The 18466-nt window shown below is 67.6% G+C and carries 14 protein-coding genes and 1 pseudogene; 3 read left to right on the top strand and 12 right to left on the bottom strand.

Translation table 11 applies throughout. The features are described 5' to 3' along the window. The first annotated feature begins 21 nt into the window (after positions 1–21). The gene (locus ASD21_RS02615; protein WP_056436373.1) at positions 22–1347 is read left to right on the top strand and encodes a spinster family MFS transporter; all 1326 of its coding nucleotides are present in this window, start codon (positions 22–24) and stop codon (positions 1345–1347) included. Positions 1348–1360: 13 nt separating this feature from the next. Here the strand turns inward: ASD21_RS02615 and ASD21_RS02610 are convergent, their stop codons facing one another. Further along, on the bottom strand, positions 1361–2038 hold the full coding sequence (locus ASD21_RS02610) for a TetR/AcrR family transcriptional regulator (protein ID WP_056436370.1): 678 nt from the start codon (positions 2036–2038) through the stop codon (positions 1361–1363). Positions 2039–2237: 199 nt separating this feature from the next. On the opposite strand from ASD21_RS02610, the gene ASD21_RS02605 reads away from it, so the two are divergent. Then, positions 2238–5285 (top strand): TonB-dependent receptor domain-containing protein, encoded by a 3048-nt coding sequence (locus tag ASD21_RS02605; RefSeq protein WP_056436365.1) that lies wholly within the window; start codon positions 2238–2240, stop codon positions 5283–5285. Between the two features lie 77 nt (positions 5286–5362). Beyond that, entirely contained in the window at positions 5363–6697 is a 1335-nt protein-coding gene (locus ASD21_RS02600; protein WP_056436362.1) for a glycoside hydrolase family 1 protein, read from the top strand. A gap of 40 nt (positions 6698–6737) precedes the next feature. Here ASD21_RS02600 and ASD21_RS02595 read toward each other — a convergent pair whose 3' ends face one another. The 11 genes and pseudogenes from ASD21_RS02595 to ASD21_RS02545 all read right to left on the bottom strand — a co-directional run. Next, positions 6738–7538, bottom strand: a complete 801-nt coding sequence (locus ASD21_RS02595) for an SDR family oxidoreductase (protein ID WP_056436359.1) — start codon at positions 7536–7538, stop codon at positions 6738–6740. Between the two features lie 48 nt (positions 7539–7586). Beyond that, positions 7587–8309: a TetR/AcrR family transcriptional regulator gene (locus ASD21_RS02590; RefSeq protein ID WP_056436356.1), complete on the bottom strand. Its 723-nt coding sequence runs from the start codon at positions 8307–8309 to the stop codon at positions 7587–7589. Between the two features lie 154 nt (positions 8310–8463). Beyond that, on the bottom strand, positions 8464–10722 hold the full coding sequence (locus ASD21_RS02585) for a TonB-dependent receptor (RefSeq protein WP_056436352.1): 2259 nt from the start codon (positions 10720–10722) through the stop codon (positions 8464–8466). Between the two features lie 327 nt (positions 10723–11049). Continuing rightward, positions 11050–11544 (bottom strand): single-stranded DNA-binding protein, encoded by a 495-nt coding sequence (gene ssb / locus ASD21_RS02580; protein ID WP_056436349.1) that lies wholly within the window; start codon positions 11542–11544, stop codon positions 11050–11052. Positions 11545–11687: 143 nt separating this feature from the next. Further along, positions 11688–12077 carry a hypothetical protein gene (locus tag ASD21_RS02575; protein WP_056436346.1) on the bottom strand — a complete coding sequence of 130 codons (390 nt, stop codon included), beginning with the start codon at positions 12075–12077 and terminating at the stop codon, positions 11688–11690. A 15-nt stretch (positions 12078–12092) separates the two neighbouring features. Continuing rightward, a complete protein-coding gene (locus ASD21_RS02570; protein WP_056436343.1) occupies positions 12093–12764 on the bottom strand; it encodes a hypothetical protein in 672 nt (223 codons plus the stop codon). A 95-nt stretch (positions 12765–12859) separates the two neighbouring features. Beyond that, positions 12860–15700, bottom strand: coding sequence for a hypothetical protein (locus ASD21_RS02565; protein ID WP_056436341.1), 2841 nt, complete (start codon positions 15698–15700; stop codon positions 12860–12862). A 121-nt stretch (positions 15701–15821) separates the two neighbouring features. Continuing rightward, a complete protein-coding gene (gene pseH, locus ASD21_RS02560) occupies positions 15822–16376 on the bottom strand; it encodes a UDP-4-amino-4,6-dideoxy-N-acetyl-beta-L-altrosamine N-acetyltransferase (RefSeq protein ID WP_056436338.1) in 555 nt (184 codons plus the stop codon). 59 nt (positions 16377–16435) lie between these two features. After that, the gene (locus ASD21_RS02555) at positions 16436–17275 is read right to left on the bottom strand and encodes a flagellin (RefSeq protein ID WP_056436335.1); all 840 of its coding nucleotides are present in this window, start codon (positions 17273–17275) and stop codon (positions 16436–16438) included. A gap of 171 nt (positions 17276–17446) precedes the next feature. Continuing rightward, positions 17447–17767 (bottom strand): hypothetical protein, encoded by a 321-nt coding sequence (locus ASD21_RS02550; RefSeq protein ID WP_056436332.1) that lies wholly within the window; start codon positions 17765–17767, stop codon positions 17447–17449. A gap of 108 nt (positions 17768–17875) precedes the next feature. After that, positions 17876–18466, bottom strand: a pseudogene (locus ASD21_RS02545) (flagellin); the annotation flags it as partial.

Here is an 18466-nt window from a genome sequence, read left to right as displayed (position 1 = left end):
CGTCGTCCCGGTGGCTCGTCGATGACCGCCTCGCCCTCCCCCGCCGTCCAGCCAGACCAGGCCGCGCCCCCGACCGCCGTAAGCGGCCGCGCCTGGCTCGTCCTGGGCGCCCTGTGGTTCGTCTACGTCCTGAACTTCCTGGACCGGCAGCTGATGTCGATCCTGGCCAAGCCGATCCAGGACAGCCTGCACGTGACCGACGGCCAGCTGGGCCTGATCGGCGGTCTCTATTTCGCGATGTTCTACTGCTTCATCGCCATTCCGGTCGGCTGGCTGGCCGACCGCACCAACCGCGTCGCGGTGCTGTCCCTGGCCTGCGGGATCTGGAGCGCGGCGACGGCGGCCTGCGGATTTTCCGCCAACTACGCTCAGTTCGCCGTGTCGCGGATGACGGTCGGCTTCGGCGAGGCCGGCGGCGTGCCGCCTTCCTACGCCATCATCTCCGACTACTTCCCGCCGGGCAGGCGCGGCACGGCGCTGGGGATCTATAATCTCGGCCCGCCCGTCGGGGCGGCGCTGGGAATCGCCTTCGGCGCGGCGATCGCGGCGGCCTTCGACTGGCGCCATGCCTTCGTTCTGCTGGGCGCGGTGGGGGTCGTGACGGCGGGCATCCTGCCGTTCATCGTCAAGGAACCGCCGCGCGGCGGCCTGGACGGCCTGGCCGGCGCGGCGCCCGTGAGGGCCGGTTTCTGGTCGACGCTGAAGATGTTCTTCTCGCGCCCGACCCTGGTGCTGGCGGCCCTGGGCAGCGGGGCGACCCAATTCGTCACCTATGGGCTGGGCAACTTCACCACCCTGTTCCTGATGCGCGAGAAAGGCATGGCGCTGGGCGACGTGGCGCTGTGGTACGCGCTGGTGGTGGGGATCGGCATGAGCGCGGGGATCTTCGTCTCCGGCCGGGTGATCGATCGCTTCACCCAAAAGTCCAAGGTCGCTTACGCCATGGCGCCGGTCATCTCGCTGACCCTGGCCATCCCGTTCTATATCGGCTTCGTCTGGGCCCCGACCTGGCCGGTGGCCCTGGCCTTCCTGATCGGCCCGACCTTCCTGAACTACTTCTATCTGTCGTCGGCGGTGACGCTGGTGCAGCAGGAGGTGCGCCCCGAACAGCGGGTCATGTCCGGCGCGCTGCTGCTGCTGATCATGAACTTCATCGGCCTGGGCCTGGGCCCCACCTATGTCGGGGCGGCCAGCGACTTCTTCCACGCCAGCCATCCGCACAACTCCCTGCAGATGGCGCTCTACACGCTCGTGCCGTTCTACGTGCTGGCGGTGGCGCTGTTCCTGTGGCTGGCCCGGACCTTCGCCCGAACCGAACGCAAGGAGAGGGCCGAACGCGGTGCCTGACGGCTCGCGGGCTTCACGCCTTCAGAGCGATGAAGCCCGCGGCCATGAACCGGGCGATTCGCTTCTTGACCGCCGGGAAGTCGTCGGAATGGCAGGCGCCGCTCGACAGCCGGTCGATCCGGCCCGTCCGCGCCAAGGTGTTCATCAGGGCGCCGCTGACAAAGTGGTAGCCCCAGAAGATCTCCTCGTCGGCGTAGTTCGGCAGGGCCCTCTTCAGGATGCCGACCAGCTTCAGCACGACGGGGTCGAAGTGCTCGTCCATCAGCGCCGCGCCTTCGGGGGTGTTGCTGACGCGCGCGCAGAAGGCGGCGTAGTTCATCCAGTGCTCGCCGCCCTCGTAATAGAGGTCCAGGTCCGTATCGAGGAACGCGTGCAACGCGCCCTCCACGGTCGGGTTGTCGCCCGCCGCCCGCTCGTAGTGCTCCAGGGCCACCATCCGCCGCCCCGCGGTCACGCCGGCCCGGCGCGCGAACACCGCCTCGAACAGGTTCACCTTGTCCTTGAAGTAGTAGTTCAGCAGCGTCGTGTGGATGCCCACCCGCTCGGCCACGTCGCGCAGCGTCACGCCGTAGAGGCCGTTCTGCGAGAACAGATATTCGGCCGCGTCCAGAATCTGCTCGAGGCTCTGGGCGCGCTGTTCGGCCTTGGTGCGCCGACCCGCCCTGGTCTCTTCAACCGTAGCTCCAGCCAAACCGTCCTCCTGGTCCCAGCCTGCGCGTAGTCGGGGCGCGACGCGCTCCTGTCAATCGTTCCCGTGACGGCAGTCGCTCCGTCCGCGCCTCGAAACGGGATCACGGAACAATGATCGATTGACGCTGTCGCGACGAATGGGCAACACTCACTCTTGTGAGAATGAGCGTTAAGAGACTCATTCATGGGGAGGCAGCCAAATGAAAATCGGGCTTACGAGCGTATCGGGCGTTGCGCTTCTGATCGGCATGACCGGTCTCGCGTCGCCGGCATGGTCGCAGGACGCGCAGAAGCCGTCGGACAAGGTCACGCAGGTCGAGGAGATCATCGTCACCGGCTCCAACATCCGGGGCTCGGCGCTCGACGCCGCCCTCCCCGTCGAGGTCTATTCGCAGCAGTCGCTGGAGAAGCAGGGCTCGCCCACGGCCCTGGAGTTCGCCAAGAGCCTGACGATCTCGGGCCCGACGACCGGCGAGTCCTACTATTTCGGCGGCCCGGCCCTGGTCGGCTCGGTGAACTACAATCTGCGCGGTCTCGGCGCGGACAAGACCCTGGTCCTGCTGAACGGCCGGCGGATGAACCAGAACACGGCCAACGTGCCGTCGATCGCCCTGGCCCGCACCGAGATCCTCAAGGACGGCGCGGCCGTGATCTACGGCGCCGACGCCACCGGCGGCGTCGTCAACTTCATCACCCGGGACCGGTTCGTCGGCCTGGAGACCCAGGCGCAGTACAAGTACATCGACGGCTCCAAGGGCGACTATTCGGTCGGCGTCATGGCCGGGGTCGGCGAGGACCGGGTCAACCTGCTGGTTTCGGCTGAATACGAGCACCGCTCGCGCCTGGGCACCTTGGAGCGCGACTTCACCAAGCCGTCGCTGACGCCGGGAGCGGGCTACAATCCCGCGCCGTGGTCGACCCTGACAAACCTGACCGGCTGGCTGCCGCGCGGCGCCCTGCCCGCCGTTCCCAGCGCCACGGACGTCGGCGAATGGGGCGCGCCCGTCGCCGGGATCGTCTCGGACTTCTCGGCGTCCAGCTGCGCCGCCGTCGGCGGTCGCGTCGATAACGCCTACACCTGCGCCTACAACTACATCCCCTATTATCGCCTGGTGGAGAACCAGGACACCTACCGCCTCTACGCCCAGTTGAAGGCGGACGTCACCGACCACATGAAGTTCCACGCCGACGCGTCCTACGGCCGGGTGACCCTGCCGCAGGTGATGGGCTCGCCAGCCCAGCCGGTGACGCGCGGCCCGGCCCTGACGACCGGGGCCGTCAACCAGTTCTACGTGCCGATCACCAACCCCTTCGCGGCCGAGTTCGCCGCAGCCCACGGCATCGTCGGCGCCCAGGGCTTCACGCCGATCACCTACCGACTGTTCGGTCACGGCGGCAATCCCTACTATTCGGGCGGCGACGGCTTCGGCGTCGCGGACCGGATCGACAACAAGGTCTGGCGGGTGTCGGGCGGGATCACCGGCGATCTCGGCGACCTGGCGCCGTTCGCCAAGAAGGTCGGCTACGACTTCGCCCTGACCTATAACGACGCCTACAACTACAACACCCACGCCGACACGATCGGCTATCGGCTGGAAGAGGCCCTGAACGGTTTCGGCGGTCCCAACTGTCACGCCACCGATCTCGACCCCACCCGCTTCGGCACCCAGAACGCCGCCGCGGCCGGCAAGAACGGCTGCATGTGGTGGAATCCCTTCTCCAGCTCGTTCAAGGGCCAGCCGGTCCGGGGCCTGGCCAACCCCAACTACCTCCCTGGCCACGAGAACCCCGAGGACCTGAGCCTCTGGATGTTCGACCCGCGCGCCGTCGAGACCAAGAGCAACAACTTCACCGCCGACCTGGTGTTCAACGGCCAGTCGGGGCTCAAGCTGCCCGGCGGCGAGATCGGCTGGGCCCTGGGCGCCCAGTACCGCACGTTCGAGAGCCGTCAGATCGTCACCAGCGCGTTCAACAACGGCACGGTCCAGTGCGAATGGCCGCACGGCACCACCAGCGCCAACGGCGCCGGCTCACCGAACCTGGAGGCCAACCCGACGGCCACCACCGATCCCAACTTCCGAGGCTGCACCCCCGACGCGCCGGGGCCGTTCGTCCTGTTCGCTCCGACCATCCCGGCCCAGGCCGACCAGAGCCAGTATTCGTTGTTCGGCGAACTGCAGGTGCCCGTGCTGTCGAACCTAAACTTCCAGCTGGCCGCCCGCCACGAGGAGTTCTCCAACGATCTCGGCGCGACCGTCTACAAGGTGTCGGGCAAGTGGAACGTCTGGGGTCCGCTGACTATCCGCGGGTCGTACGGCACCAACTACCAGACCCCGCCCCTGGGCGTGACGCCCGGCGCGATCACCGTGGCCGCCCGCACCTACACGGTGGCGGCCAGCAACTGGCTGGCGGCCCAGTTCGTCACCGACGCCGACCTCAAGCCGGAAACCGCCAAGACCGCGAACATCGGCGCGATCTGGCAAAGCCGCGGCTTCGCCGACGATCACAACTTCCGCCTGATCGTCGACTATTTCGACATCCGCACCAAGGACCAGATCGGCCAGGTCGCCGATCCCAACCAGATCGCCAGCCTGGTGTTCAACGGGGCCGGCGGGACGATCACCACCTGCGATCCCGCCGTCCAACCGCTGCTGCGCCGCATCACCTTCAACGCCGGTTGCGCGGTGGGGATGAGCGGCGTCGGGACCTTCTCGGCGGTGTCCACCCGCTACGGCAACGGCCCGGGCCAGACCACCAACGGCTTCGACATCCAGGCCAACTACGGCCTGCCGGCGGGACCGGGCAACCTCGACGTCAATCTCACCGCCACCCGGGTGACCGAGCTGAAGACCGGCCCGACCACTCTGGACGGCGTGACGATCTCGACGGGCGACGACCGCCTGGGCACGCTGAACTTCGCGACCTTCGCGCAGGCGGCTCCCAAGTGGCGCGCCAACCTAGGCGTCAACTACAGCCTCGGCGCCCAGAACTTCCGTCTCGGGGTCAACTTCGTCTCGGCCGTCAAGGACGAGCGGGCCGGCGTTCAGTATGGCGAGGACGGCAAGAACTGGGTCACCACCGACTTCACCTACCGGCTTGAGCTGGACGGCGACCTGGCTCTGACGGCGACGGTGGCCAACATGTTCGACAAGGACCCGCCGCCCGCCCAGGAGGAGTTCGGCTACGACCCGTGGACCGGCAACCCGCTGGGCCGCACGATCGAGTTCGGCCTCAAGAAATCGTTCTAGTTCCTTCCTCCCTGGGGCGGACGGCCTGGCCGTCCGCCCCTCTTTTTTTGAACGACGCCGCCGCGAGGGAGATGAGCATGAGCACCCAGGAACCGCCGGGCGTCGGACGTCGCGACATTCTTGCCGGCGCGGGCGCGGCGCTGGCCCTTTCGCCGGGGCTCGCCAACGCCACCGACAAGTCCAAATCCAGACGTCCCGCGCCGCCGGGCTTTCTGTGGGGGACAGCGATCTCGGCCTACCAAAGCGAGGGCGGCAACACCAACAGCGACGCCTGGCTGATGGAGAACCTGCGGCCCAGCATGTTCAAGGAGCGCTCGGGCGACGCCTGCGACAGCTATCATCGCTATGCCGAGGACTTCGCGATCGCCGGCGGCCTGGGCTTCAACTGCTATCGCATGGGCGTGGAATGGGCTCGGATCGAGCCCAGCGAAGGCAGCTTCTCCGAAGCCGAACTCGACCACTACGCCCGCATGCTGGAGGCGTGCCGCGCGCGCGGCCTCAAGCCGATGGTGACGCTGAACCATTTCACGACGCCGCTGTGGTTCGCCAAGCGGGGCGGCTTCGAGGCCCCCGACGCGCCGGCCCTCTTCGCCCGCTATTGCACCAAGGTGGTCGAGCGCCTGGGCGGGCTGATGGACAAGGTCACCACCTTCAACGAGGCCAACATCCGGCTGCTGGTCGACCTGATGCCGGGGATCCAGGCCGCGATCCCGGCCGTCAAGGCCGCCGTCGCCGCGGCCGCCAAGGTCACCGACGCCCCGCGGTTCTCCCGCCTGGCCTATGCCGACCCGCTGGTGGCCACCCCGATCATGCAGGAGGCCCACCGCCGCGCCTACGACGCGATCAAGCAGGTCCGTCCCGAGCTGCCCGTGGGCGTGACCTTGACCACCCAGGACATCCAGTCGGTCGCCGACCCGGCCCTGGTCGAGATCTTTCAGCGCCGCCTCTACGGCGATTGGGTCGAGGTCGCGCGGACCCACGCCGACTTCTTCGGCGTCCAGACCTACACCCGCTTCATCGTCGACGAGAACGGCGTGAGGCCGCCGCCGGCCGGCGCCGAGCTCACCCTTTCCGGCTACGAGTTCTACCCCCAGGCCCTGGCCAACACGATCCGCTGGGCTCACGGGGCGATCGGCAAGCCGATCTATGTGACCGAGAGCGGCATCGGCACGAACGACGACGCCCGCCGGATCGCCTTCATCGACCAGGCGCTGGACGGCGTGCGGCAATGCCTGGACGAGGGCATCCCCGTTCACAGCTATCTCTACTGGTCGCTGCTGGACAACTTCGAATGGACCTCCGGCTACGGCGTGCCGTTCGGGCTGGTCGCCGTGAACCGCCAGACCTTCAAGCGGACGCTGAAGCCGAGCGCCCTGCACCTTGGCCGGATCGCCCGCGCGAACCTGATCTGAGGCCGAGCCTTCAGATGCACGGCCTTCAGATGCCCGCCCTTCAGATGATCGTCGCGCCGCCGTCGATCACCAGCGTCTGACCCGTGATGTGGCCGCCGGCGTCGGAGGCCAGCAGCAGCGCCGCCCCCATCAGGTCGGTCGGACCGCCGAGCTTCCCCAGCGGCGTCCAGCGCAGCATCTCGTCGCCGTGCGCTTCGACCGTCGCCGCCGTCATCTTCGAGGGGAAGTAGCCCGGGGCCAGCGCGTTGACGCGGATGTTGCGCGGCCCCCATTCGGCCGCCAGCGCCCGGGTCATGTTGATGACCGCGCCCTTGGCGGTGTTGTAGGCGATCGTGCCGGGTCGATCAGGATGATGACCCTGCAGGCCTTCGATCGAGGCGATGTTGATCACGGCGCCCTTGCCCTGCTCGAGGAAGGCCGCCTTGGCCACCGCCTGGGTCAGCAGGAACAGGCCGGTCACGTTCAGGTCGATGACCTTGCTCCATCCCTCCAACGGATAGTCCTCGGCCGGAGCGCCCCAGACCGTGCCGGCGTTGTTCACGAGGATGTCGATCCGGCCGAAGTGTTCGAGGACCCAGTCGGTCAGGACGGAAGCCCCGTCCGGCGCGCCGAGGTCGGCGGCGAAGCCGAACGCCGAGACGCCCTGCCCGCGGAGTTCGGCGACGGCGGCCTCGAGCTCGACCTGCTTGCGGGCGACCAGCACCACGGTCGCGCCGAATTCGCCGAGCGCGCCGGCGATCTGCAGACCCAGGCCGCGCGATCCACCGGTGACGATGGCCACCCTGCCCTCGAGATCGAACAAGCCGGCCAGCACCCCGGAGCTCCGCTCAGCAGCCTTCATCACCTGTCCCCTCGCCGTTTTGAAAGACGCCGTTCGCCGCCGCGTTCGCTAGCCTTCGGCGGCCGAGCCTCGGCAGATCGCCTCGAAGCCCGCGGCCATGAACCTGGCCATGTGTCGGCGGATCGAAATGAAATCGTCGGACGAGCACAGGCCGTGCGACAGCTCGTCGAGGCGGCCTGTGCGGGCCATGTTGTGGGTCATCGCGCCGGACACGAAGTGATAGCCCCAGAAGATCGTCGCCTCGTCGCAGTCGGGCATCGCCTTCTTGAGCAGGTCGATCAGCGCCAGGACGACCGGATTGAAGTACTTGGTCATCTTCTCGGCGCCCCAGCCGGCGGCGCTGTTGGCCTGGGCGCTGATCTTGCCGAACGCGATCCACTGTTCGGTGTCGTGGATCTGCACGTTCAGATCGGTGTCGATCCAGGCATGGAGCGCGCCCTCCACCGTGACCTTGTCGCCAACTTCCTCGGCGTAGCGCCGCATCGCCTCGAGCCGGTTGCGCGCGGAAATCGGCGCGCGCCGCGCCCACACCGCCTCGTAGAGGCTCTCCTTGCCGTTGAAGTGATAGTGGATCAGCGTCGAGCTGACGCCGACCCGCGCGGCCACGTCCTTCAACGTGACGCCGTGATAGCCGAACTCGGCGAACAGCTGCTCGGCGGCGTCGAGAATGCGCTCGATCGATTCCTCGCGGACCCGCGCCTTGTGGTTTCGGGCGACGGCGCGCTCCGGGGTCGAGGCGGTCTTCGGCTTGACTTGATCGGTGCTGGTCATCGGTCTTGGCGTAACGGCTTGGCGACGGGCGCGTCAACGGGACCCGCCTGTCCGGGCGTCGAAAGGGTCGACCGCCGGGGCGGGTGGCCCCCCGCCGCCGGAACGGCGACGGAGGGCGGGCAGGCAAGGATCGCTCTTGTCGTCATGATCCCGTTCAATACTCGTAGCCGAGCCGCACGCCGAACGTGCGCGGGCGAACGATTGCGTAGCGGCTGTAAACGAAGGCCTCGGGATGGATGTAGGTCGTCGCGCGGCTGTTGCCGAGGTTCTCGCCGTAAAGCATCGCGTTCCACTTGCCGAACCGCGTCCCGGTCTGGAGGTTGACGTAGGTGTAGCTGTCGGTGGTGTCGTACAGCGGGCTGCGGACCCCGGCCTTGCCCGGCGTGTTGGGAAAACCGTTCGGGAACGAGCCGACGTGCTGGACCTGGATGCTGATGAAGCCGGTGGCCTGACCGCCAAGGGCGTAGGAGTACGTGCCGAAGAGCGACCCCTGCACATGCGGCGAGGCCAGGCGCGCGCCGTCCACGGCCCCGGAGATCGTCGCCTCCTGAGGGCTCAGCTCGGTGACCTTGGCGTTGTTGAGCGAGCCGTTGACGCCCAGCACCCAACCCAGGGCAGGCGCGAAGGTGACCTCGGCCTCGAGCCCCTTGCTGGCGGCGCGGCCGACATTGGTCGCGAACTGGACCGAGTCCGACTGCCGGTTGGCCTGAACCTGGATGTTCTTCCAGTCGATGTAGTAGGCGGCCAGGTTGGCGGTCAGCTTGCCGTCCAGCCAGCGCCCCTTCACCCCGACCTCGTAGTTGATCAGGTTGTCCGAGCCCGCCCCGGTCGGAATGACCAGGTCGGTCGGATCGACCGTGCTGACGCTGCCGGCGCGCCCGTTGTAGACGGGGGTCCGGTAGCCCGTGGACACGGTGGCGTAGGTCGTCAGGCCGCGCGACGGCCTGTAGCTGAGGCTGGCCTTCCAGGAGGCCTTTTCGGCCGAGGGATATTTGGCGGTCGACGCCGCGCTGGGCGCCAGGGTCAGCGGCCCGGAAATGCCGAACAGCGCATAAGTGAAATAGGCCGTGTTGAAGCCCGGATAGACGTCCACCTCGCCGCCGTACTTGCCGTAGCGCAGGCCGCCGGTGGCCGACAGCTTGTCGGTCAGGTGATAGGTCAGCTCGCCGAACGCGGCCAGTTCGTAGGTGCGCGTGTCGCTGCCGAACTTGGCGAAGGTGGTTCCCGGCAGGCCGGTGATGTGGTGGGCGGCGAGGTAGGCCGCGCTCGACCGGTCCTCGCCGTTGAGGTCGGTGTCGCGGTGCAGGTAGAAGCCGCCCGCCACCCAGTCGAACCGGCCGCCCGTATCGGAGGCCAGCCGCGTCTCCTGGACGAAGGTCTTCGATTGGAAGCCGTCATAGAGATAGAAGGGCACCGCCAGGTTGAAGGTGCCGGCCAGGTCGACGTTGAACAGGCTGTCGGCGATCGAATAGGTCGACGAGCTGGTCAGGCGCGCGCCGTCGAACTGGTATTCCAGGGTGCCGTTATAGATCTGGGTCTTCGACGTGTACTGGTCGGGGATCGTACTGTAGCGCTTGCGATCGCCTAGCGACGGCGTCGTCAGCGAGGAGTCCTTGGGATCGCTGTCCTCGTAGGAGGCCAGCAGCCGGACGCTAAGCCGATCGTTCGGCTTCCATAGCAGGATCGCGCGCCCGCCCCAGTCGGTCAGGGCGTTGGCGTTCTTGACCCCCGTCCCCAGGTTGTCGACGAAGCCGTCCTCGTTGCGATAGAAGCCGACCACGCGCAGGCCCAGGGTGTGCTCCACCAGCGGGACATTGACCATGGCGTTGTAGCGCTGGCGTACGCCCTCGCCGTCCGGCGTGTAGCCGATGTCGGCCAGGACGGAGGCGTCGTAGGCGGTCAGGTCCGGGCTCTTGGTCAGGACGCGCAAAGCGCCCGACAGCGACCCCGAGCCGAACAGCGTGCCCTGCGGACCGCGCAGGAACTCGACGCGCTCGACGTCGTACAGGGCCGGGTCGAGGGTCACCGTGTTGCCGATCGTGCTGAGCGGCAGTTCGTCGAGATAGATGGTGGTGGTGGTCTGCAGGCCGGCGCCCCAGCCGTTGGTGGAGATGCCCCGGACGGTGAAGCGGGCGTTGTTGTCGCTGGCCCGGTTGAGCACGACGCCGGGCGTTTCCCGGGCGATCCCCTCGAAACCGACCACGCCCTTCTGGGTCAGTTCGGCCTGCGAAAAGGCGGTGATGCTGAGCGGCACGTCCTGGAGGCGTTCGCTTCGGCGGGTGGCCGTGACGACGACCTCATCGACGCTGGTGACGTTGGCGGTTTCGCGCGGCGCGGCGTTGGTCTGCGCGAAGGCCGGCGTCGTCGCGGCCATCAACGCGAGCAGCGACGCCGTATAGGCAAGACGGCTCATGATTCCCTCCCCTGTCGCCGCCGCGCCCTTGATGACGCTGTTCGACGAACGACGGAACCATCGCACCGCCTTTTCGGAGGAGTCAATACTGACTTACGAGTAAGTCAGTATTGGGCAAGGCGAGCCGCCCGCGCCTTCCACGGACCCGTCCCGGCTCTCGCTTTTGATGGGCGGCGCCTGAACGGTCGCGGAGTTGTCCATTCGCGACCCGGTCCAAGGGGGTTCACCACGTTGGCGCCCAACCGCGGCGCCGCAGCCGGCGCAATAAAAAAGTGACCGATTCCAAAGGGATCGGCCACTTGTTTACAACAAAACCGTAGAGGAAAATTAGAACGGAATTTCGTCGTCCAGGTCGGCCGAGAAGCTCTCGCGCGGGCCGCTGGGCTGGCTGCGCGGGGCGCCGCCACCGCCGCCGCCGGCGTAGCCTTCGTCATAGCCGCCGCCCGGGGCGCCGGCGCCCGCGCTGTCGCCGCGACCGCCCAGCATGGTCAGTTCGCCGCGGAACTTCTGCAGCACGATCTCGGTCGAGTACTTCTCGACGCCGGAGGCGTCGGCCCATTTGCGGGTCTGGATCGCGCCCTCGATATAGACCGTCGAGCCCTTGCGCAGATAGCTCTCGGCCACCTTCACCAGGTTATCGTTGAAGATCACCACGCGGTGCCATTCGGTCTTTTCCTTGCGCTCGCCCGAGGTGCGGTCGCGCCAGCTCTCCGAGGTGGCCAGACGCAGATTGGCGACGCGGTCGCCGGAGCTGAGGGTGCGGATTTCGGGGTCGGCCCCGAGGTTGCCGACCAGAATGACCTTGTTGACGCTGCCCGCCATGGGGAAGTTTCCTGTTCACGCCCGGCGACCCAACGCGCCGGCATCTGGGGCGGACGTTAACGGGTTCTTAAAAGTGAAATCAAGCTTTGTTCTCGGAACGTTCCTGTGGACCGAGGCGGTTATCCCCGGGTTTGAGGCGCGCCCTACTGGGCCGGCATCGCCCCTGGGACGGCCAGGCGCCCGTCGCCCGTGCGGACCAGCGACATGAACCGGGCGCCTTCGTAGGTGTCGCCCAGATAGATGCCCTCCTTCTGCAGGAAGATGAACTTGCCCTGATAGGCGCCGGTCATTTCGCGGCTGGGGCTGCCCAGGCGGGCGAAGCGCAGGCGCATGCCTTCCAGCTCGGCGGCGCAGAACTCCAGGCTCGGCACGTTGCGCGCCACCGGGTTGAACTTCAGCGTGCCGTCCTTCTGCTCGATCACGTGCATGCAGACGCCGGTCTCGAACGGGGCCTTGGTCTGTTTTTCGCAGCCGGCCAGGCCGACGGTGGCGGCGGCGGCGATGAGCGAGAGGGCGACGACGGGAAGGCGCATGGTCTTAAAGTCTCTCTAGGCCGACGGAATGGAGCAGTTGGGCCCCAGCTCGATGATCGAATGGAAGGTGCGGTTGTCGGACGAGGATTCGACCCGGCCCGGCACCAGCCGGAGGGTCTCGTCGCCCCAGCGGCCGTAGGTCGCCCCGCCCGCCCTCTCGCACTTGCCGCCCGAGATCTGCTGGGCGCAGGCGTTGACGGTGATCTCGCCGGGCAGCTTGCGCCACTCGCCGCCGGCGTAGCGCCAGCAGACAGCCAGGGGCGTGCTCGAAACGGCCGGGGCCTGGGCGGCCGGGGTCGCGGCCGGCGCGGGCACGGTCGGCGCCTCGGCGGGGGGCGGCAACGGGGTCAGCACCAGGCCGGCCTGGTCGGCGGCGGCCAGGGCGCCGGTCTCGTCGACGCCGACGTCAAGGGCGCCGGTCGCCACGCCGTTCTTGTTGGCGCACTCGGCCAGGGTGGTCTCGCCGACGAACTGGCCGCCGACGAAGCAGCGCAGCGGCCGCGCGGGATCGAGCTTGGTGTCGTCGGCCCGGCCAGTCTCGACCACCAGTCCGCCGCGCGAGGCCGGCGGAGCCTCGGTGGGCGACTTGGCGCCGTGCATCAGGGCCAGGGCGATGCCGAGGCCCGCGATCAGGGCCAGGGCGGCGCCGCCGCCCAGCAACACGCGTCGATCTTTGAGAAGTTCCATGATCCCTGGCTACGACGCGCTGATGACGCTTTCAAGTCCAGGCGCGCAGAAGGCCCCAAGGGGCTGTCGAGGGAGCCTCAAAGGGCCCCCGCGCCCTACCCGCCGCCGGTCAGGCGATTGAGGGCCGCCTGGTAGTTGGCGATCTGGTTGGTCAGATAGGTCGGGACCTTGCCGTCGACATGGCTCGATTTGGTCGCGTCGTCTCGCTTCACGCCGTTGGCGGTGTCGGCCATCTCGCGATAGGCGGTGCGCACCGCCGACAGGGCCTTGGTCATGGCCGCCGTCGCCAGCTTGCGGCCGGCGTCGTCGGTGAGATCCAGGCCGGTGTCCAGCGAGAAGCCGTAGATCGGGCCCTTGCCGTCGGCCGAGACGGTCTGGCCGTGGTCGGTCTTGGTGTTGCGCACGATGCCGGGCTTCAGGCCCAGGGCCTCCAGCACGTCGGTGCCGCCCTTGCCGGGCAGGATCTCGACGGTCGAGGTGGTCTGGGACGGGCTGATCCGCAGCATGCGGCTGTTGCCGCTGCTGGCGAACTCCACCTTGGCGGCGAAGCCCGTCGCCTTGCGGATCTTGTCGGCCAGGGTGTCCAGCGTGTCCTCGGCCGCGATCTTGATCGTCGTCAGCGTGCCGCGGGCCCGGGTGCGGACCTGGAAGGTGTCGCCCGCCCGCGCCGAGGTCGACGAGACAATCTTGTCGGACTGGGTGAACTCCATCTTGCCGCGCGGAATGCCGAAGATGTCCAGCGCGCTGGAGCCTGAGGCGTCGACGGCGATCGAGGTCGGGGTGGCGTAGCCGTCCTTGCCGGTCAGCCGCTGCTCCCAGGTCGCCGCGCCCGTCGCGACGTCGATCTGGGCGACATAGCCGTCCTTGTCGCCGACCGTCGGCTGGCCCGCCAGGTCCTTGCCGGCCGAGCCCACCAGCCAGGCCTGGCCGTTGGAGACCGCCATGCCGGTGACCGTGTCGTCGCCCGTGCCGCCGTAATAGGCCAGGGTGTCCTGGCTCTTGTCGGTCAGGTCCAGCGACATCCGCGCCACGAAACCGTCCGAGCCGCCCGAGGCGGCGGTGGTCTGGTTGTTGACGTCGAGCGCGCCGTTGGTGGTCGAGCCGCCGACATAGAGCTGGCCGTTGTCGATCGTCAGACCGGCGAGGTTGCCGCCCTTCAGCGTGCCCAGGTCGCGGGTCGCGCCCTCGGTGAACGTGGCCGACTTGGTGTAGGTGACCGGCGCGGTGACCCAGACTTCCTTGTCGTTCAGGTAGGTGCGGTCTTCGGTCACGATGCTGGTCGTGACGTCGAAGCTGCGAAGCATCGCCTCGCTGCCTTCCTTGCTGGCCACCACCACCTGCGTGCCGTTGACGACGATGCCGGCGACGGTGTCCTCGTTCTCGCTGCCGAAATGGGTGGTGAACAGCGCCTTGGGCGTGCCGGCGATGTCGGTGGCGAAACCGGTCAGGTAGCTGTCATAGCCGCCGGCCGTGGCGCCGGTGGCCGAGCCCGGAATGTCCGATTTGGTGCGGCCGCCCACATAGACGACGCCGTCCTGACCGAAGGCCACGGCGGTGGCCTCGTCCTCCAGCATGCCGCCGCGCCGCACCGTCCAGGTCTCGTCGCCCTGGGCGTTGTAGAGGGTGACGAAGCTGTCGGTGACCGTGCCGGCGGAGTCGGAGTTGATCGGGCCGTTGGCCGCGCCGGAAAGCCCGCCGGCCACCGAACCGGCGATGGCCACCTGGCCGTCGGCCGAGATGGCCATGTTGTAGCCGGTGGCCGTGTTGGCCGCCCCCAGGGTGCGGGCATAGAGCAGCTTGCCGGCGGAATCGTATTTCAGCAGGGCGACGTCCTGGTCGCCCTTGATCGTCTGGCTGCTGGTCGTGCCGTCGACGTCGGCCAGCACATAGAGCGAGCCGTCCGGCCCGGTCATGGTCTTGTGGACGCTGCTGATCGTGCCTTCCAGCGTGTCGGAGAACACCTTGGTCCCCGGCGTGCCGGCCGTGCCGGGGCCGTACTTGGTCAGGGTGTTTTCGATCACCGCGTCGTCGGTCTCGGGCTTCTTGTCCGGATCGGGATTGCCAGCGGCGGTCGTGATGTAGACCGCCGGCTTGGGGGCAGGTGCCGTGAACGTCAGGGCCTCGGTGGAGTCGCCGCGGATGCGCAGGGCGAAGTCGTCGCCGGTGGGCGGCAATTTGACGGTCTGGCCGTTGACCGTGGTGGTCCGCTCCGCGCCCACCGTGCGCTCGACCGCGAACTGGGTGTCGAACCCTGCGGCGGCCAGCTTGCCGTTGAAGAAAGTCACCACGTTGGACATCGTCCGCGGCGTCGACCCCATCTCCGACAGGTCCATCGTCACGTCGGAGGAAACCCCGAACTTCTTGACCGACATCGTGAAGCTGACGGCGCCCGTGAAGGTGGGCACCTCGTCGTCGACCTGGCCGCTGTAGATCTTGTTGGTGACGTAGCCGTAGTTGTTCTTGGGCACGCCGACGCTGGACTTGTCGCTGGTCATGACCGCGCCGGTCGTCAGCCGCATGCCGTCGGTGCTGAGGTTCTGGACATAGCCGTTGACCTCGTTCAGCCCCTTGCTGAACGCGGTCTGCAGCCGCTTGATCTCGCTGTCGGTGACGCCCTTCTCGGCCGATCGGTTGGCGATCGCCGACAGGGTGTTGAGCGCCTGGTAGGCGGCGAACAGCTTCTTGTAGTCGCCGCTGATCGTCGGGGCGGCGGCCTGGGCCGCGCCTTCGTCGACGAACTTGCGGCCGTTCAGGGCGGCCTTCACCAGTTCGCTCGGCTCGGTCGCCTTGCCGGTCCAGGGCGCGCTGGGCACCGTCTTGCCGGTCGAGGACGACGAGGAAGAGGACGAGCCGGTGGTCGCAGCCGCGTTCGCGGCCTGACCCGCGGTCTTGGCCTGATAGTAACCGAGCAGCAGACTGGAATCGAAGGTGATCACAGCGGGTCCTATCGGGACGCACTACGCCCCTAGATTCCATTGTCGGCGAACAACGCTGACGTTTCGTTAAGACGTATGAATCCGGAGTGTGACGACTGAAAGCGTGAGCGGCCTCGGGTCCCTAGGCGGCGATCAGGTGGGCGTCGGTCAGCGAGCGCCGGACCTCGCCCCGCAGCTCGCGCCATTCGTCGGCCAGAATGCCCAGCAGGACGACGTCGCGCGGCTGGCCGTCCTTCAGCACGTGGCCGCGCAGATAGCCTTCGCGACGGAAACCGGAAGCGGCCTGGGCTTTCAGCGCCGCGTCGTTGTCGGCCATGACCTCGGCGAACACCTTGTGCAGGCCCAGTTCGCCGAAGGCGCGGTCCAGGCCCAGCACTTGGGCGGCGCGTCCCACGCCCCTGCCCCGCGCCTCGGCCGAACCGAGGAACCAGTTCCAGCCGGCCCGCCGGTGATGGCTGAGCAGGCCCGTCAGGGTCAGCAGGCCGGAAGGCTCGCCGGCCCGGACGATCATCCAGCCGCGCATGTCGGGATCGGAGCGAAGGGCATGGAACCAGGCGGCGTGGGCTTCGCGGCTCGGAAAAGCCGCGTCGGACATCCATCGATCGACTTCCGGTTCGCCCCGCCACTGGAACAGGACCGCCTCGTCGCCGTCCGTCAAATCGCGAAGCTCGATCATACCGGGCCGATTCCTCCACACGTCATTGCGGAAAGTCTACCCCGCCGATCGCGTCAGGCCTAGTTACCGCCGTTGAACAGCGACAGGATGATCTGCGGCGCCTGGTTGGCGATCGACAGCGCCTGCGCGCCGAGCTGTTGCTTGACCTGCAAAGCTTGCAGGCGCGCGCTCTCCTTGGCCATGTCGGCGTCGACGAGGTTGCCCACGCCGGTTTCGAGCACGTCGTTCAGCTTCGCCACGAAGGTGTTGTGGGCCTCGATCTGCTTGGCTTGCGAGCCGATCGAGCCGACCGCCTGGTTCACCCGGGTCATCGAGGCGTCCAGGCGCGCCAGCACGGCGGAGGCCAGGGTCTGGGTGTTGATCGTGTCGCTCGCCGCCAGGGTGTTGATCGCGCCGCCCAACGACAGGTTCTGCAGGGCCAGCGTGATCACGGTCGCGGCGTCCGCGTCGGCCAGGAACGTGATGTTGGTCGGTTCGCTGCCGTTGAGGATGTTGGCGCCGTCGAAGGTGGCGCTGTTGATCACCTGGGTCAGGTTCTTCAGCAGCCCCTGGAAGTCGGCGTTCAGGGCGGTGCGCGACGAGGTCGACAGCGAGGTGTCCTTGGCCGCGACCACCTTTTCGCGCATCTGGGTCAGCAGATCCGAGACCGATTCCCCGGCTGCCAGGGCCACGTCGGTGATCGAGGTCGCGCGATCCAGGCTCATCTTCACGGCGTTCAGGGCCGAGCGGTCGGCGCGCTGGTCCTGGGCGATCGACCAGACGGCGGCGTTGTCCTTGGCGCTGGAGATCGCGAGACCGGTGTTGATGCGGGACTGCACGCCCCCCATCTCGTCGTTGGTCTTGTTCAGATTTTGCAAGGCGATCAGCGCAGGCTGATTGGTGTTCACGCTCAGCGTCATCACGGTCTCCGAACGGCGGTTCTTGCCAATGTGGCTCGGGACGCGATTCGGCGGCCGAGCAGGTCGGCCGTGAAATTGGGGCTGAGGGAGTAAGAATATGGTTAACGCGCGTAAACCATGTTCCGCCTGCGACGCTGCGTCGCGGCGGGCATGACGCGCGGGTCGGCGGTTTTAGGTCAAGCCGTCGAAGACTTCGCCCGGATCGTAATGCTCGGCCTGCTTGAAGCGGAGCACGTCCTCACGCGGGAACTGCTGCAGAACATCGCCGGTCCGGCGGTCCACCGTCTTGTAGACGTAGGCGCCGGAGACCGGGTCCTCCTCGATCACCAGTCGCAGGTCGCCCGGCTGGGGTCCCGCGGCGGTGGCGGGCTTTTCCTTGGGGCCTGAAACGTCATGACCGCCCGCGGGCTGCCCCGGGACGGTGAAGGTGGCGACCGGAGTCGGCGCGGACGGTTCTGGTATCGACGGTGTGAGTGCGGCTTTTGTTTCCATTACTCCTGTCGTCGCCGGATTACGGCGGCGCCTCTGGTTACCCCTCCTCTACGACCAAGGTCCCAGCGGAAGGTGGGGGCGGACCCGAAGGCCCGCCCCTTCTCGTTCCTATCGGAACAGGCTCAGGATCGAGCCGGTCGACTGGTTGGCGATCGAGAGCGCCTGGATGCCCAGYTGCTGCTTGGTTTGCAGCGACTGCAGCTTGGCGCTTTCCTTGGCCAGGTCGGCGTCGACCAGGTTGCCCACGCCGGCGTCGAGGCTGTCTTGCAGCTTGCCGACGAAGGTCAGGTGGGTGTCCAGGCCGGTCGAGCTGGTGCCCAGCGAAGGACGTCAGGCCCAGGCCGACCAGCGAGATGGTCTTGGCGCTGACGGTGAACTGCGAACCGTCCGAGTTGGCCAGGAAGGCCAGCTTGGTGGTCGAGCCGTCGGCGATCGAGACGCCGTTGAACTTGGCGTTGGTGACGGCCTTGGTGATCTGGTCGCGCAGGCTGTCGAAGTCGGACTTCAGGGCGTTGAACGAAGCGGTGTTCAGCGAGGTGTCGGAAGCGGCGAGCGCCTTTTCCTTCATCTTGCCCAGCAGGTCGGTGACGGTGTCGCCGGCGGCCAGGGCCACGTCGATGGTCGACTGACCGCGTTGCAGCGAGTCCTTCACAGGGCCACGTCGATGGTCGACTGACCGCGTTGCAGCGAGTCCTTCAC

The organism is Caulobacter sp. Root1455, from assembly GCF_001426905.1.
Classification (GTDB): Bacteria; Pseudomonadota; Alphaproteobacteria; order Caulobacterales; family Caulobacteraceae; genus Caulobacter.
The sequence above is the reverse complement of the archived record's forward strand: the minus strand, read 5'-3'. Positions and strand labels throughout refer to the sequence as shown.

What these genes read in the sequence shown, in the direction of transcription:
- ASD21_RS02615 (WP_056436373.1), top strand. Translation starts at nt 22, where the DNA reads ATGACCGCCTCGCCCTCCCCCGCCGTCCAGCCAGACCAGGCCGCGCCC.
- ASD21_RS02605 (WP_056436365.1), top strand. Translation starts at nt 2,238, where the DNA reads ATGAAAATCGGGCTTACGAGCGTATCGGGCGTTGCGCTTCTGATCGGC.
- ASD21_RS02600 (WP_056436362.1), top strand. Translation starts at nt 5,363, where the DNA reads ATGAGCACCCAGGAACCGCCGGGCGTCGGACGTCGCGACATTCTTGCC.
- ASD21_RS02595 (WP_056436359.1), bottom strand. Translation starts at nt 7,538, where the DNA reads ATGAAGGCTGCTGAGCGGAGCTCCGGGGTGCTGGCCGGCTTGTTCGAT.
- ASD21_RS02590 (WP_056436356.1), bottom strand. Translation starts at nt 8,309, where the DNA reads ATGACCAGCACCGATCAAGTCAAGCCGAAGACCGCCTCGACCCCGGAG.
- ASD21_RS02585 (WP_056436352.1), bottom strand. Translation starts at nt 10,722, where the DNA reads ATGAGCCGTCTTGCCTATACGGCGTCGCTGCTCGCGTTGATGGCCGCG.
- ssb (WP_056436349.1), bottom strand. Translation starts at nt 11,544, where the DNA reads ATGGCGGGCAGCGTCAACAAGGTCATTCTGGTCGGCAACCTCGGGGCC.
- ASD21_RS02575 (WP_056436346.1), bottom strand. Translation starts at nt 12,077, where the DNA reads ATGCGCCTTCCCGTCGTCGCCCTCTCGCTCATCGCCGCCGCCGCCACC.
- ASD21_RS02570 (WP_056436343.1), bottom strand. Translation starts at nt 12,764, where the DNA reads ATGGAACTTCTCAAAGATCGACGCGTGTTGCTGGGCGGCGGCGCCGCC.
- pseH (WP_056436338.1), bottom strand. Translation starts at nt 16,376, where the DNA reads ATGATCGAGCTTCGCGATTTGACGGACGGCGACGAGGCGGTCCTGTTC.
- ASD21_RS02555 (WP_056436335.1), bottom strand. Translation starts at nt 17,275, where the DNA reads ATGACGCTGAGCGTGAACACCAATCAGCCTGCGCTGATCGCCTTGCAA.
- ASD21_RS02550 (WP_056436332.1), bottom strand. Translation starts at nt 17,767, where the DNA reads ATGGAAACAAAAGCCGCACTCACACCGTCGATACCAGAACCGTCCGCG.